Below are 15,850 nucleotides of genomic sequence, written 5' to 3' on the forward strand. Positions count from 1 at the left end.
TAAGGATAACATTAATTGGTATGACTTACCTAAACTCATACACAGTTTTTCCTTCTTTAATGGATTCTAGAATTCTAATATCATGAATTTTTAGTGGATCTATTTTTAATGGATTCTTGTCTAAAATCACAAAATCCGCTAGTTTGCCTTCTGTTAAGGTACCTTTGTTTGATTCTTCAAAGTATTGATAAGCTGCCCAGATAGTAAGGGTCTTTAGTCCTTCATAAACGGTAATACGCTGATCAGGACCTAATACTTTTCCACTTCGAGTTACTCTATTAACTGTGGCATCTAGGACCCTCATTGAATTTGGGAAAGTAACTGGTGCATCATGATGAGAAGTAATGGTGAGACCCGCATCAATAACATCTCTACATGGAGATATATATTCTGCTCTAGGCTCACCCAATACTGATTCCAAATGCCAATCTCCCCAGTAAAATGTATGCATAGGAAATAATGAGGGCAAAATATTTAAACTAACTAGTTCTGGAATTTGATCTTTCCGTAATGTTTGTCCATGAATCATCACAGTTCTATGGTCAATATACCCAAATTCTTCCTCTGCAGCCTTAATTGCCTTTATATATTGGTCAATTGCGGCATCCCCGTTGGTATGTCCAAGTATTTGCCATTTATTTTTAAAAGCTGTTTTAACATATTCTGTGGCCTTATTATCATCCATTATTGGATAGCCTACATAACAGCCAGTTCTTCCTTCTGGATTTACATGATAACAATTAGTAAGCCAAGCAGTTTTCCCTTGGGGTGATCCATCTAAGGTAAGTTTGACACCTCCAACTCTAAATTTATTTTGATAGGTATGGCTTGGAGGATAATTCCCTTCGTTAATTCCTTTTATACCTAAAGTAATATCTGGGTAGGCTACTACATCTAGATAATATAAACTATCATCTGCAGCATCCCTTAAAGAAACGAGTTGTTCGGTAGTAGTTCGTCCATCTTGAGCAGTTAAATACCCTTTTTTAGCATATTCGTCCTGTCCCTTCTTTATTGCTTTTGCAGACATTTCAGCATCCATTTTTCCTGCAAGAGGGAAGAGTGCATGAAAAAAAGCAGCTTCTTCTAACACCCCATTGGGATTTCCGTTGTCATCTCGTCTTATTACACCTCCCTCAGGATTTGGAGTTTCAGAAGTATATCCAATCATTTCCAAACCTTTAGTATTTACACAAGCTAAATGTCCAGATTTGTGAACTAAAATAACAGGATATTCAGTACTTATTTTATCTAAATCCGACGCTTTGGGGTGGTCCTTTTCCATAAGTTGTGAATCGTCGTATCCGTTACCCATGATCCAACCTAGTTTGTTTAAAATGTATTTTGCTTCTTCAGTTTCTTTATACTTATTCATGGTTTCTATAATAGAATTGAAATCAGCACCAGGACCATCAGGAGGGGGGAGGACATTTCCATACATGGCAGTCAAACCTACACTGTAAAAATGTCCATGACCATCTAGAAATGCAGGAAGTAATGTTTTGCCTTCAAGGTCAACCAATGTTGCATTTTTATAACTTTTAAGTGCCTCTGATTTAGGTCCTAGAAATATAATTTTGCCGTCTTGTTGAACTACAGACTCCACATATTGAGGTTCTTCACCTTCCATGGTAATTATGTCACCATTGAAGTATATAGTTTGATTATGATTGTCTTCTTTAGGATTACAACCTACAATAATTAATAGGATACTGGTAATAGTTAGTAGTTGTGATTTCATGATTTTTCATTTGATTGGCTACCTAATTTAGTATCAACTTAGAATAATTGGAAGTAGAATGCTACAACCTAATCAATCTAATTAAAGGAGCTATTTACAATCACAAGACTGTTGAAGATATTCATCTTAAAGATAGAGTAATTTTTTATAAAAGGGACAGATGAATTTAGTGTTTTTTGACTTTAATAGTTTGTAAAACACTGCATTTGAATTGTTTATTATGTGAATTGGAAGGTTGTTATAATGATAACCTTTTATGGATAACTATTATTTAATTATGCGATTTCAGTATTCATCTGGATTATTAAGTCATCAATTTCATCCCAATTGGTTTGACAGTCTTTTACTTCTATGAGCAAAGAAATACTTCTTTGAAATGCTAATTCACGGTCTATTTGTTCTTGAATTAGTTTTTGTTTATCTAGGTTAATTTGGCCCCAATCTTTATACAATGCTTTATCAACTTGTTGGGTCATTTCTTTAAAGAATCCCATACCAAATGATTTTACGTGGTTTACAAATTCAATGTAATCCATTTCAAGACTGTCTGTCTTAGCAGTCCATAATTTTATAGAATTGTCCAAGGTCTGATCAGTTTCCCAAGCTATCCTAATTTTGTCTCTGTTTCTAAGAAAGTAAACTGAGGGACCACCGATTAAGTGTGAAGAATTTAATTGTCGATTATTAATCCAGGAACATACGGAAGTGTATTCTTCAAAATAGAAGTTTGAGGGCATATCATCATCTTTATCGAGTATTGAAAGCCACTTTGAAGTATTCTCCTGAAAATAATGCAGGTTTTTAGTTAACTCATATAAATGGTCTGGAATAGATTCTCCAATCGCCATAAATAGTTGGGTGAAATCTTCTAAAAAGCGAGCGATGTAATAGTCAATGTAGGGAGATGTTTTGTCATCAAAATATTGCATAGCTTGACTAGTGTATTCAAATAACTTATAATTCTCAACATTTAAGTATAGTTCTCCATCAGTTAAGCTAAACCAATTTAAATCATTTCCAATAGGAATAACACTATCAATGTCTTTTAATTTAAAATGGATCATATGGCTTAATCTAGAGGTTATAAACCTGTTTTTAAATTGTTGGATTTATAATTAATACTTTCCAAGTTGGGAATTCAAATTCCAAATCATTTAATTAATGCGGAATTAATTAATTATTGTCTATAATGGTTTCTTTGGCATAAAATCTTTTAAACTACAATCAAGATATTTAGCTAATTCATTTAAATGGTCAAATGAATACATGCTTGGAGAAGAATCCATTTCTATTTGACCTATATAACCTCTAGTAACAGACAAAATTTCTGCAATATCGGTTTGGCTACGTTTCATTTTGTTTCGTCTTTCCTTAATGAGCTTTACAATTTCAACTTCGATAGCAGATTTTGCATTAGTTTGTTTTGACATAATAAAAATATTTGCAAAACATTTGCTTAGTAATAACTAACTCACTATATTTGCATAGTTATAAGTAAGCAATTGTATTGCTGTTTTACATAATTAGAATAACTAACAAATAGATTGTGAGTTTAATGAGCCTCAGCGTCCGAAGCTAGCATTTCATAACAACACGAGGCAGTAGAGTTAAACCCACGTCTAGAGATAATGTGTATATTTACACAATCTTTAGGCTGGGTTCTACTGAAAACCGTGTTGTAGGCATGCTAGCGCCTGGACAAAGGTCGGATGTAGAATTCCAGCTTTTTTGCTTTATTAAACTCGTTAATCATAACATATTACGTATATGGGAACGAGTACAGTAAAACAATCTAAAGACCTAATCATCGTGTCATTTGTTCTGGAAATAATTCATATAATTATTGAAGAATTATTCTCCAAACAATCTATTTTAAAAAACATCAAATGTCCACCAGAGTAAGAACTTGAATCCTTTGGTAAGAATGAAGGCGGGAGGCCTAGTTTTTACTTTAGGAATCATACTCCGTACCTAGAAAACAATAAAGTTCGCGTAGGCAAGGACAGTTTAGTTTTTAGTGTATTCGCAACACCCTAAAAATACTTTCTTTTTCCTTTACCTCCAAATAGACTTTAGTATTCTTAAAGTATGAGTAGTGTTTTAATAAGTTATGTTTTTAGACCTTTAAAAACTGTTCAAAATGATGTTTTACTATGTAAGGAATGCTCAGATTAATACATTCCATTTATTATTTAGAAAAATACCCAAAAAGCCTATCTAACTTAGGTTTCCTTATTATAGGAGTTACGCATAACCAATGATCTACTGGTACTTAGTAATTCTCTTCTCCTATAATCTCTACAATTCTTTTTCACGATATCCAGTCGTGTCACGAAATCCCCCTTAGAACAATAACAATTCCTTCATTGCATTGCATTGTATGGTATTGGGTGTATTGCTTGTTTCGCTATGTGAAATAGGCATGTAATGAATTAGTCAATCGTGGTTTTCGGGTGGTTTTATTAGTTTTTACTACCCGAATTACCATGAACGAACAAAAAACCTTAATTAAGTTGCCTATGAGGAATAAGTGAGCTCCTTGAACCCTTCTTGGGAAAAAGAAAAGCCTACTGCCATAATGTGAGAGCTATGACAGCAGGCTGAGAAATCAGTTAAAAACCAATTTCAATTAATCACCACAAAATTATGAAAAACAACTCTTCCAACAGGGTTAGGTTACTTATTGTATTCCTATTAATCCTTGTTACCGCCCTATATACTTGTGAGACTTGGGCAAGATCAATGAATACCTCGAATGACTTTCCTACTGCAGTTCAACAAAGTGTATCAGGAACAGTTCAAGATAGCGAGGGTATCCCAATACCGGGAGTACATATTCTAGTAAAAGGAACTAAGCAGGGGACCTTTACTGATTCGAATGGTCACTTTTCAGTAACTACGAGTTCTAATTCTATTCTAGTATTCTCTTATATGGGATTTACCACTCAGGAAGTGGCCATAAATAGTAGAACTTCCATTAATGTAACTTTAGTTGAATCTGCAACAGAGCTAGATGCAGTAACAGTGAATGCTGGTTACTATACAGTAAAGGAAAGAGAACGTACTGGAAGTATTTCAAAAGTTAGCTCTAAAGAAATTGAAATTCAACCAATAATAAGTCCATTACAAACCTTAGAGGGCAGAATGCCAGGAGTAGAGATAGAGCAGGGTAGTGGTGTCATGGGGCTAGCCCCTAAGATTCGTATTCGCGGCACAAATAGTTTACGTAATGATGGAAATTATCCATTATATATTATAGATGGAATACCAGTAAGTTCAGAACCATTGAGAAGTGCTGGAAGCTTAACTAACGCTTCAGGGATTGATCCTTTAAGTACCTTAAATATCTCCAATATCGAGAGCATAGAAGTATTGAAGGATGCAGATGCTACTGCTATATATGGATCTCGAGGAGCAAATGGGGTTGTTCTAATTACCACAAAGAAAGGAAATGTGAAAGATGGAAAGACTTTACTTACTATTAATTCCTATTCAGGTATATCAGAGGTCGCAAATAAGGTAAAATTAATGAATACCCCTCAATACCTAGCCATGAGACGAAAGGCTTTTGAGGTCGATGGTGTGACTCCAACTCAAACAAATGCATTTGATCTTTTATTATGGGACCAGAATCGCAATACTGATTGGCAAGAAGTATTATTTGGAAGAACAGCATTTTTGACCAACATCAATATGGCTATATCTGGGGGAAATCAGCATACCTCATATTTAGTAGGAGGCTCTTATAAAAATCAAGGTTCTGTTTTTCCAGGTAATTTTGATTATAATAAGATTACAGCTAATATCAATCTTAGTCACCGCTCTGAGAATAGTAAATTTAAACTTGACTTTTCTTCTAATTATGGAGTAGATGATAATACATTATTTTTTGGTAACACCTTTGTAAACAGCGCATTGATAACTCCTCCAAATGCACCGAATATCTTTAAAGAAGATGGAAGCCTGAATTGGGAAAATTGGATATATGATAATCCTTTGGCAGCTCTAGAACAACCACAAAATATTATCACAGAAAATTTGTTTGCAAATCTTGGGGTTTTATTTAATGTTTTACCCAAGGTTAACTTAAAATTGACTATGGGATACTCTAAATTAGATAGTGAAGAGCAGTTACGATTTTATAAAGAAGCCTATCGTCCAGATTTATGGAATATAATAAAGCTAAGTATGAGAAATAGTTTTATTAAAAGGCAATCTTGGATTGTTGAACCTCAGATTTTTTATAATAATACAATTGGAAAAATTAATCTTGATGGCTTAGTGGGAGCCACCTTTCAAAATAATAAAAATAGTTATTTAGCTCTTGAAGGTTCTGGTTATGCTGATAAAAGCCTATTGAGAAACTTTAAATCGGCTGATAATATTCAGATTTTATCGGATGACAATACTCAATACAGGTATGCTGCTGTATTTGGTCGGTTAGGAATTAATTTGAATAGGAAATATTTTCTAAATATAACAGGAAGAAGGGATGGCTCCTCACGATTTGGTCCAGAAAGTCGTTTCTCTAATTTTTGGGCCGTAGGTGGAGCTTGGATATTTATAGATCAAAAAATTGATAATCAAAAAATATCGCCTTTTAGCTTTGGGAAACTTAGAGCAAGTTATGGTATAACAGGAAGTGATCAAATTGAAGATTATGGTTATTTGGATGCATATGAGGCGACTTCAGGTTCTGGAGGTTTATATCCAACACAGTTATTTAATCCGAATTATTCTTGGGAGGTTAATAAAAAGTTAGAAGTTGCTATACAGTTTAGTTTATTTAAAGATCATATTAATCTTGATGTAAGCTGGTTCAAGAACCGCTCAGCTAATCAATTGGTAGGTTTCCCACTTCCTGCAATTACAGGATTTACTTCTGTTCAAGCAAACCTTCCTGCCTTAGTTCAAAATACTGGGTTGGAATTACAATGGAGTAGTAAAAATATTAATAGGAAAGATTTTTCATGGCAAAGTTCCTTTAACATAACTCTTCCAGAAAATAAGTTGTTAAAGTTTGATAGGATTGAACAAACCTCTTATGCTAATATTTATAAAGTTGGGGAACCACTCAATATTAGTCATCGTTATAAGTTTAATGGAATTAATTCAGAAACAGGGTTTTACAGTATGATTGATGTCAATGGGGATGGAAGATTAAACAATGATGATAGAATAGTTATAATGGATATGGGGAGGAAATACTTTGGAGGTTTCAGTAATACCATCCGGTATAAAGAACTCTCACTTCAATTTTTGTTTGAATACGTTAAACAATATAATCAATCATATATATTTAAATGGTCTGCTCCGGGTCGCCTTGGTAATAAACCTTTACAGTTTCTAAATTCTTGGGAAGAACCTGGAGATAGTGAAGATATACAGAAAGTTTCTTTATCTAGCATTGCTAGTAAGGCTTTTAATGATGCAGCCAATAGTTCAAAAGGAATTGAAGACGCTTCATTTTTACGATTAAAAAATGTAGCTCTTTCATATCAATTTCCTCGCAAGGTGATTAAAAAATTAGGACTAGAAGAGGTTAACCTCTATTTAAATGCTCAAAACCTAATCACTCTTACAGGTTATAAGGGGCTAGATCCTCAAGGAGGTAGAGGAGTGGTTCCTCCTTTAAAGACAATTACATGTGGATTACAAATAACCTTATAAACTCAATAAAAAATATGAAAACAAGATTTTTAATAGTAATTATTCTTTTTTTATTACAAGTTTCTTGTGCAAAATTTGTAGAAATAGAGGTTCCTGACTATAAAATAATTAGTAAAACTGTATTCAGTAGTGATGAAACTGCCGAAAGGGCCGTTTTGGGTATATATAATGAGTTAGCTAAAGCTGATTTTTCCAATGGAGATTTTTCTTCAGTAACTACGCTGAGTGAACTTTCTGCTGACAATTTCAATACAACAACTTTGAATTATTCAATGATTGAATTTGAGCAGAATAATATTTCACCAAATAATTCTTATAATTTAAATCTCTGGTCAAGTGCATATAAGATAATATATATGTGTAATGCGGTATTGGAAGGTTTGGAATTTTCAGAGGGAATTTCTAGTGAAAGTAGGACTAAGTTTTCTGGTGAAGCAAAGTTTGTCCGTGCCTTTGCCTATTTCTACTTGGTGAATCTTTATGGAGAAGTTCCAATAGTTTTAACTACTGATTATAGAAAAAATGCTGTTTTGCATAAAAGTTCAATAGAGGACGTATATGGCTTTATAATAAATGATTTAAATGATGCTTCTACAGTTCTAGGAAATAATTACATAGCAGGAGAAAGGATTCGAGCCAGTAGGTTTACAGCTATGGCTTTATTAGCTAGGGTATATCTTTTTTTAGAAGATTGGGAGATGGCAGAAGTGCTTAGTAATGAATTGATTGAAAGTTCCGAAAATTATACACTTTTAAAGAATCTTGATGAAGTGTTTTTAGCAAATAGTAAAGAAGCTATCTGGCAAATTTCTCCCGCTGGTAGGGGACCATTAAGTTTTATTACTAATGAGGCTCGTATTTTCATTCTTAATAGTCCTCCACCAAATTCTCAAAAACCTGTGGCCCTATCTGATGATTTTTTAAATTCTTTTAATGAAGAAGACAGAAGACTTGTTCAATGGATTGGAAACTATAATACAGGAAACCAAGTTTTTCATTATCCATATAAATATAAAGTAAATAGTTCAAGTGTAATTGAAGAATATTCAATGGTGTTGCGATTAGCCGAACAGTATTTGATTCGTGCTGAGGCACGAGCTTATCAAGATAGGCTATCAGCAGCAATTACAGATTTAAATAAAATTCGAGAACGAGCACAGTTACCATCGATTTCAAGTTCAACTTCAAGCATAAGTCGTGAGTCAGTTTTAGATTCGATACAAATTGAACGCAGGAGAGAATTATTTACGGAATGGGGTCACCGATGGTTAGATCTTAAAAGAACCGGTATGGCACTTTCTCCCTGGATTTCTTTAAACTCAAATATCGATAATTCTGACCTTCTTTATCCAATCCCTGACCAAGAAATAATCAAGAACCCAAATCTTATTCAAAATGAAGGTTATTAATTTTAATCTATTTAAAATGATTAATAAAACTTTAAAAACTTGTATTATAATATTAGTTTTTCAATTGTACTTTTTTAGCTCACCTAATTTGTATTCTTCAAATTCTCAGGACACATTATTATTAGACCCAAAAATACGACATGGAAAGTTACCTAATGGTCTAACCTATTATATTAAACCAATTAATGATAGTTCATCTAAAATTGATATTCGTCTTTTTGTAAAAGCTGGCTCTTCTGTTCTAGATCCAGACCAATATGAAATTGAACATTTTTTAGAACATATTGCCTTTAAAGCAGGGAATAACATGAATATTGGAAAGGCAAACGACCTTGGTTTCAAGTTAGGAGAGATAAACGGTGGTACATCTTTTGATTTTACTGGATATTATTTTAAAGGTATTGAAACCAAGGAAAAAAGAGATATTGCATTTCAATTAATTCATGACATAATTTGGGATTTAGATTTCAAAGATAGTTATATAGTTAGTGAACGTTCGGTTTTAATCAATGAGTTGGTAGTAAGAGGAAGATTCCATTCTAATTCTATAATTAATGGATTAGAGAATTCAATGCTGGGTAGAAATCCAATTTCTAAAATGAATGTTATTGAACATTTAAATACCTTTCCAAATGAAGCTCTTATTCGATTTTACAATGATTGGTATCGTCCAGATTTAATGGCTATAGTTATTGTTGGAGATATAAAGGATTTAAATGGCCTGGAACAAGAAATAATGGAGAGGTTCTCAAAACCTAAAAATGTCGAGAATCCACGATCTGCAAAAATTGATTATAGTGCATATAGGAATTCACCACCCCAATTTATCAAGAAGGAGCATCCTTATTTACTTGAAAATTCTAATAATAAGACTATAAATTTACGATTGTATTTTAGGCAAAAGGAAGTTCATGAAGAAAAGGGAATGGAGATGATAATCAATGAACAGCAAAGAGAACTTTTATTTCAAATGTTAGAAGAAAGGCTTAAAATATTGCAAAAATCCTATTGTACTAATTACGTGGCTTTTCCTCGTTCACTATTTCCGACATTTACTGACATGAAAATTCAATTTACTATTGAAGGAGGTTCAGAAAGGGATGTAATTATAAACACAATAAAGGTTGTTCATCAAGTGTATAATGATGGCTTTTTAGAGGAGGAATTTCAAGAAAGTATAAAAAGACGACTAGAAGAGCTATCCAAAACTGATACTTCTAGTGCACAATATTGGTCTGAAAATATTAGAAATCATTTTGTGTTTGAAAAATCACTACCACCTAATAAAGAAAGCCTTATAATAAATATGTTTAATAATTTAACTTTAGATGAGTTTAATCAATTCACAAAAGGCTATCTCAGTTCCCCTTTCGAAGATATCGATATTATTATATTAGCCCCAAAAGGAAACCGTATTTTTTCTCATTCAGAAGACACCTTTCGAGATTGGATAAAGGAGGCTAGTAATATGCCTACAGTTCCATACACTAAACCAAAAGTGCCACAAGATTTGATAGATTCGCTGACCTTGGTAAATTTAAAGGAAAGAGGAGTACTGAAGGAGACTCAAATATTACCTGAGACAACCCAGTATGTTTTAGAAAATGGAATAAAAATAGTATTGAACTCATTTGATCAAGTTTTGTCTGAAAAGACTAAACATTCTAATACCCTAAGTTTTCACGGATTTACTTCCAAAGGAGTGAATTATTACACATCAAAAGATTATTTTTCAGCATTATACTGTATTGATATTGTTAAGAATTCAGGAGTTGGAGGTCTTGATAAGTTTGAACTAGATCGGTTTTATGAGGATAATGGATTTACTGGACAAATAATACCTTATATAGAGTATAATGAATCAGGCATAAGAGGAAATATTAATATAAAGGATTTAGAAACAGCATTACAACTTGTTTATTTACATTTTAAGGAACCTAATAAAGATGAGTTAGCATTTGAAGATTGGAAGCAAAAAACCAATTCATCATTTAATTTATACAGACTAAACGAAAAAGATTTTGAATCTACAGTTAAATCGACCTTAAAAGATATTACTTATTTGCCTAAAGGGTCGGCAGCCTTGGAAGGTGTATCCCTAACTGATTTGAATAGATCACATGCCATATATCGAGAAATCTTCGGAAATGCAGGAGATTTTACATTTATATTCACGGGTAATTTTCCTAAAGATGAATTACTTTCATTATGCCGTAAATATCTAGGTAATTTGTCCAGAGAGAAATCCAAGAAAGGTACTATTACAGAGAAATCTTTAAAAAGGTATAAATTACCCAAATCTATTTCTCATGATGTTTATTCTACCGAATTTATGGAAGGTGTTAAAGTACAATTAGTATATGCTTCAAAATTAAATCATAAAAAATTTGATTGGAAAGATGAAATTAGGTTTAAACTACTAAGACAATTACTGAAATTTTCAATGTCCCAAAAAATGAGATTCCATTCTGATAAAGGTGGAATCTATACTGTAAGTGTTGGTATAAATCCTAAAAAGGATCGTTTGTTTAATGAGATCTTTGTAAGATTTAGTTGTAGTCCTGAAGATGTCGATCGCTTGATTTTGGAAGCAAAGGAGGAAATAAACTCTTTTAGGAATGATGAAATAAGCACTGAAAAATTGGAACAATTCAAGCATTCATTAATTTTGGATTTAGAAAATAATTATAATGAAAGAAAAGTTGTTTCTGAAAAACTATATCATTTTTATAAAAACGACTTACCTTGGTATACCTTACATGATGAGAAGGAGTTTATAAATTCTATTTCACGGAAGGATATAAAAGATGCTGCTAAAAAATTATTGCAGAACAAACCATTTGAATTTAAAATGATTCCCTTACCAAAATTATAATCTGGAAACTGGGTTTTAATTATTAATTTTAAATGAATTATAGGGAGTGCATTTTGATACACTCCCTTTTTTCCTTAATCTATATCAGGGGTAGGGATTGAACCAGAAAGTTCAATAATTTCTCCATTTCCAATAGATGGCATTTCTAGATTTTTTAAGTCATAAACCCGGAATTCTGTTTCTAATGGGTCATTAGAAAACTTTACTAAACATTCATCATTTTTAGGATCACAATCAACTGTAATAGTTGCCCATCCTCCTGGTACTTGAATATACTTAGTGGCATAATAGTCCTTTTCTGCAGATGTTTTAACAAATGCAAAAGACATTCCTATGGCCAATACAAAGGCCAACATTGGTAGAATCATTTTTAGTTTTTTCATGATTTTTTAAAAATTAATGGTTAAACATGTAGCCCATTATTTTGTACAGGTTATGGACTTTACCCTGTCTTTGTTGCAACAAATATTTTATGACTGATTTTCAATTTGTACAGTTAGGGAGCTTTGTTTGGGACTTTTATAGTGTTTTCGATAAAGTATAATACCTACTATAGTTAGAGCAATCCATATGAGGTTAAGTATAAAGTGTTGGTTCCAGGATAGTAGTGTTATAACTCCACCACAGGAGCATGGCTCATAAGGGCTGATAAATTTTATTCCAGCTACATACCCTGTAAAGATGACCATAAGAATAAAGGCAGCATATAATCCCTTAAGTCTTGTCTTATGAAAGACAAGCAGGATAGCTGTCCCTAATTCTAGGATAGGTATGGCATAGGAGGTGATTTTGGCAATTTGTGAAACCCAACTAAAGGGTGAATTAACCAGGTTGTTGTAAAATGCTGGGCCCTCCATTAGTTTGCTTATTGCTGCAGATACAAATAGGAGTATAAACAACGCACTAATGATTTCTAATAGGATTGATTGATATGTTTTTATTTGTTTCATAATGAGTAATTTACAATGGTAAGTTACTTCCTTGTAGTTATCCTTTTTTCTAAAAGTGTTGTCGGAAAACTCGTTTTTAACGATTATGAAAATGAAACATTTAAAAACAGGCAAGAGTTATTCTTGTAATTGAAGAATTACAAAAGGTTTTAGGGGTAGTAGTTATATGTGTTTTGTTTTGGTAACTTGCTTATGGTTAATAAGTTATTTTAATGAAACTTATGGGTGAGTTAATTTTTCTTAACCTTTTTAGTGTGAATTTCTTCGTAATTCTTGAGGTGAATGACCAAATCTTTCTTTGAAAATTCTTGAAAAGTAGGGGTAACTTTTAAAACCAAGAGTAATGGCAATGGCCTTTATAGGAAGTTCTGTTTCCTTAATCATCCCATGTGATTTTAATAGACGTAGTTCCTTAATCCAATTATGTAAACTTATGTTGTACTGCTTTTTAAAGTTCGATAAAATAGTATGACTATTTGTATCTGCTCTACTCACGAGTTCCTTAACACATGGAATAGGTTCATCCCCAAGTGATAATATATAATAGTAAATATCTGCAGGATTGGATGTAAATTTTGTAGTAGGTGAAATGTCAGAAGCTATGCTGGTGGGTTCATTTGGGTTTTTGAATCCTGAAAAACAACTCAATAAATACACCTCACCATAGTCCGGAAGTAACATGGATTCTATGGTGCAGGTGTATTTCATAAGTAGGCCTTCTTGGGTGATAAAAGTGAGTGAGTTGTAGAAGGCGTTAGGAGGGGAAGAGGAATGGTGAAAATTTTCCCATAATCTTTGGTCTTCATTGGTGAGAAAACCACTTAAGGGAGTGCCATGGAGCATTTCCATTTTAACGCCAATGGCACTTGCCATAGAATGATTTATGCTTATAATGGTACCATCCATACTTAATAAAATGACTCCTTTTATAAGGTTTTGGGTATGAGAAGTTTTTTTGTCTAGCGTATCTGCTAGCGTGTTGGCTAGCCTTACAAGAGTTTCTAAATAGGTTTGTGTGGAAACCACTGGAATTCGGTAATTGTAATATCCGTAAATAAGGTTTAGTAGTAATTGCCTAAGCTGATGAAGCCTACGTTGATGAATAAGATTGGACATAATAGAAAGATAGGAAAAGTAGTAATGAATAATAATCTAAGAGGCTATTTGTACAGGAGATGCATGCATCCTCCAACAATGACCGTCAATTTTTCTTCCAAAAGTCAAATCAAAGTCTAATATACTGAAAATTAAATATATAAGTAAGTTATTTATGATTTTAACTTTAAAGTTATCAACACTCATAATTTCTAGTTGATATAATTATGGCATTATATCTATCTATTTACTTCTAAAAGTATCGATTTCAATTCTTATAGTAGGATAGTTTTTTTTTGGAAGCCAGTTCTATAACTGTTAATTTTGAGGTAGTTAGCTTATTTGAATCATAAAAACAACAACTATGGAAAAGAAATCAACAAAGGCTATTGGGGCAGTTGCTGCTACCGAGGCATTAGAAGAACTGCTCATTCAAAGAAGAGAGGTGATGGCACATGATGTAGAAATTGAAATTCTATATTGTGGAATATGTCATTCTGATTTACATGCTGTGCATAATGACTGGGGTGGTACTACCTATCCTGTAGTTCCCGGACATGAGATTGTGGGAAGGGTTTCAAAGATTGGATCAGAGGTAAGTAAATTTAAAGTAGGGGATCTGGCGGGTGTTGGCTGTATTGTAGATAGTTGTCGTAGCTGTAGTCAATGTCATGATGGAGAGGAACAGTTTTGTGAGAATGGATGGACCCTGGTGTTTAATGCTCCTGATAAGATATCTGGAGGTCATACCTATGGAGGTTTTTCTGAATCCATTGTTGTGGATGAAAATTATGTAGTACATGTGCCTGAAACTCTACCTCTTGACCAGGCGGCACCCATTCTTTGTGCAGGTATAACGGTGTATTCTCCTTTAAAGCATTGGAAAGCGGGTCCTGGAAAACATATCGGAATTATTGGTATGGGTGGACTAGGTCATATGGCTATTAAAATAGCAAAGGCCATGGGAGCCACAGTAACGGTGTTTACTACCACAGAGTCAAAGGCTGCAGATGCGAATCGTCTGGGAGCGGATAATGTGGTGTTATCAACCAATAAAAAACAAATGAAAGATTGTCCTAAACAGGATATGATACTGGATACCGTATCGGCTAAACATGATGTGAATGTATTTCTGAATCTTTTAAAGGTGGATGGTTCTCTGGTACTAGTGGGTCTTCCTAACCAGCCTTTAGAGGTGGGTGCCTTTAATATAGTTAATGGAAGGCGTAGTTTTTCAGGGTCAAACATAGGTGGGATAGCAGAGACGCAGGAGGTATTGGATTTTTGTGCCAAACATGGGATTACGGCTGATATTGAATTAATTGGTGTTCAGGAAGTAAATACGGCCTTTGAGCGTCTTGAGAAAGGTGATGTTAAGTATCGTTTTGTCATTGATATGAAATCCATTTAGATAAATTACTTATTTTTAGTTCTCAGTAAGATTCATAAATACATGGGAATATCCGTATTATTAAATAGGCTAGAGGAGGCTATTGAAAAGTGTAATGACATTGATTTTAGGGAAGATTTTAAAATAGAAAGGTTTGCCCCTGTGCCTGTAGAGGCGATTTTAGAAGTAGAAAACAGACTTGGGATTTCTTTACCAAAAAGCTATGTGAACTTTGTAACCAATCATGGAATTTTCCATATTGGTAGTTTTAAATTGTGGCCTGTAAATCATTTAAATTCAGGGCTTAATGAACTAGCGTCTGAAGTAGGGGTTAAGCTTTCTGAGGTAGGGGTAGAGAAGTGTTCAGAGGAAGTTTCCGGGCTACTGGGAATCACAAAACAAGAGGCTATGAGTTTTAATAGCTTTGTGTTTTTTGCTACCTACTACCATGAAGATCATTTTGCTTTTGATTTGAGAACTCGAAATAAGTACACCCAGGAGAGCCAGTGTAAACTAATTAATTTCCATGATATAGTAACCATTGCCCAAGAACCGTTTCACACATGTGAGTCCGATACTTTTGAGCAGTATATTGTAAGCTTTATAATAAAGCAACTAAGGTTAAACTACCCAAAATTCTATAGGTCCTTTTCTTTTGAGGATCTTTAGGAGAATAAAAAAACAGCTAGTCTTTTTTCATACTAGCTGTTTTTTACATAT

11 protein-coding genes are annotated in these 15,850 nt (G+C 33.3%); 5 read left to right on the top strand and 6 right to left on the bottom strand.

Annotated features, from left to right (window positions below):
* Positions 1 to 25: 25 nt before the first annotated feature.
* From PT603_RS03320 to PT603_RS03330, 3 genes are all read right to left on the bottom strand, one after another.
* A complete protein-coding gene (locus PT603_RS03320) occupies positions 26 to 1,741 on the bottom strand; it encodes an amidohydrolase (protein ID WP_008241484.1) in 1,716 nt (571 codons plus the stop codon).
* A gap of 275 nt (positions 1,742 to 2,016) precedes the next feature.
* A complete protein-coding gene (locus PT603_RS03325) occupies positions 2,017 to 2,805 on the bottom strand; it encodes a DUF5984 family protein (RefSeq protein ID WP_008241487.1) in 789 nt (262 codons plus the stop codon).
* 120 nt (positions 2,806 to 2,925) lie between these two features.
* A complete protein-coding gene (locus PT603_RS03330) occupies positions 2,926 to 3,171 on the bottom strand; it encodes a helix-turn-helix domain-containing protein (RefSeq protein ID WP_008241500.1) in 246 nt (81 codons plus the stop codon).
* Positions 3,172 to 4,387: 1,216 nt separating this feature from the next.
* Between PT603_RS03330 and PT603_RS03335 the strand changes: the two genes are divergently transcribed.
* Genes PT603_RS03335 through PT603_RS03345 form a run of 3 tightly spaced genes read left to right on the top strand, consistent with a single transcriptional unit; the run spans position 4,388 to position 11,695 of the window.
* Positions 4,388 to 7,411 carry a SusC/RagA family TonB-linked outer membrane protein gene (locus PT603_RS03335; RefSeq protein ID WP_008241503.1) on the top strand — a complete coding sequence of 1,008 codons (3,024 nt, stop codon included), beginning with the start codon at positions 4,388 to 4,390 and terminating at the stop codon, positions 7,409 to 7,411.
* 14 nt (positions 7,412 to 7,425) lie between these two features.
* Entirely contained in the window at positions 7,426 to 8,820 is a 1,395-nt protein-coding gene (locus PT603_RS03340) for a RagB/SusD family nutrient uptake outer membrane protein (protein ID WP_040489069.1), read from the top strand.
* 16 nt (positions 8,821 to 8,836) lie between these two features.
* The gene (locus PT603_RS03345; protein WP_162097736.1) at positions 8,837 to 11,695 is read left to right on the top strand and encodes a M16 family metallopeptidase; all 2,859 of its coding nucleotides are present in this window, start codon (positions 8,837 to 8,839) and stop codon (positions 11,693 to 11,695) included.
* A 74-nt stretch (positions 11,696 to 11,769) separates the two neighbouring features.
* On the opposite strand, the gene PT603_RS03350 is transcribed toward PT603_RS03345, so the two are convergent.
* The 3 genes from PT603_RS03350 to PT603_RS03360 form a co-directional block, all read right to left on the bottom strand.
* Complete coding sequence (locus PT603_RS03350; RefSeq protein WP_008241509.1) at positions 11,770 to 12,078, bottom strand: DUF6520 family protein; 309 nt, start codon at positions 12,076 to 12,078, stop codon at positions 11,770 to 11,772.
* An 87-nt stretch (positions 12,079 to 12,165) separates the two neighbouring features.
* Positions 12,166 to 12,645 carry a MauE/DoxX family redox-associated membrane protein gene (locus PT603_RS03355; protein WP_008241511.1) on the bottom strand — a complete coding sequence of 160 codons (480 nt, stop codon included), beginning with the start codon at positions 12,643 to 12,645 and terminating at the stop codon, positions 12,166 to 12,168.
* 249 nt (positions 12,646 to 12,894) lie between these two features.
* Positions 12,895 to 13,761: a helix-turn-helix domain-containing protein gene (locus tag PT603_RS03360; protein ID WP_008241518.1), complete on the bottom strand. Its 867-nt coding sequence runs from the start codon at positions 13,759 to 13,761 to the stop codon at positions 12,895 to 12,897.
* Positions 13,762 to 14,104: 343 nt separating this feature from the next.
* Between PT603_RS03360 and PT603_RS03365 the strand changes: the two genes are divergently transcribed.
* Together PT603_RS03365 and PT603_RS03370 are read left to right on the top strand one after the other, a co-directional pair.
* On the top strand, positions 14,105 to 15,151 hold the full coding sequence (locus tag PT603_RS03365; protein ID WP_008241519.1) for an NAD(P)-dependent alcohol dehydrogenase: 1,047 nt from the start codon (positions 14,105 to 14,107) through the stop codon (positions 15,149 to 15,151).
* Positions 15,152 to 15,193: 42 nt separating this feature from the next.
* Positions 15,194 to 15,799 carry an SMI1/KNR4 family protein gene (locus tag PT603_RS03370; RefSeq protein ID WP_008241520.1) on the top strand — a complete coding sequence of 202 codons (606 nt, stop codon included), beginning with the start codon at positions 15,194 to 15,196 and terminating at the stop codon, positions 15,797 to 15,799.
* The last annotated feature ends 51 nt before the right edge of the window (positions 15,800 to 15,850 follow it).

It is taken from the genome of Imtechella halotolerans (assembly GCF_028743515.2).
GTDB classification, from domain to species: Bacteria; Bacteroidota; Bacteroidia; order Flavobacteriales; family Flavobacteriaceae; genus Imtechella; species Imtechella halotolerans.

What these genes read in the sequence shown, in the direction of transcription:
- PT603_RS03320 (WP_008241484.1), bottom strand. Translation starts at nt 1,741, where the DNA reads ATGAAATCACAACTACTAACTATTACCAGTATCCTATTAATTATTGTA.
- PT603_RS03325 (WP_008241487.1), bottom strand. Translation starts at nt 2,805, where the DNA reads ATGATCCATTTTAAATTAAAAGACATTGATAGTGTTATTCCTATTGGA.
- PT603_RS03330 (WP_008241500.1), bottom strand. Translation starts at nt 3,171, where the DNA reads ATGTCAAAACAAACTAATGCAAAATCTGCTATCGAAGTTGAAATTGTA.
- PT603_RS03335 (WP_008241503.1), top strand. Translation starts at nt 4,388, where the DNA reads ATGAAAAACAACTCTTCCAACAGGGTTAGGTTACTTATTGTATTCCTA.
- PT603_RS03340 (WP_040489069.1), top strand. Translation starts at nt 7,426, where the DNA reads ATGAAAACAAGATTTTTAATAGTAATTATTCTTTTTTTATTACAAGTT.
- PT603_RS03345 (WP_162097736.1), top strand. Translation starts at nt 8,837, where the DNA reads ATGATTAATAAAACTTTAAAAACTTGTATTATAATATTAGTTTTTCAA.
- PT603_RS03350 (WP_008241509.1), bottom strand. Translation starts at nt 12,078, where the DNA reads ATGAAAAAACTAAAAATGATTCTACCAATGTTGGCCTTTGTATTGGCC.
- PT603_RS03355 (WP_008241511.1), bottom strand. Translation starts at nt 12,645, where the DNA reads ATGAAACAAATAAAAACATATCAATCAATCCTATTAGAAATCATTAGT.
- PT603_RS03360 (WP_008241518.1), bottom strand. Translation starts at nt 13,761, where the DNA reads ATGTCCAATCTTATTCATCAACGTAGGCTTCATCAGCTTAGGCAATTA.
- PT603_RS03365 (WP_008241519.1), top strand. Translation starts at nt 14,105, where the DNA reads ATGGAAAAGAAATCAACAAAGGCTATTGGGGCAGTTGCTGCTACCGAG.
- PT603_RS03370 (WP_008241520.1), top strand. Translation starts at nt 15,194, where the DNA reads ATGGGAATATCCGTATTATTAAATAGGCTAGAGGAGGCTATTGAAAAG.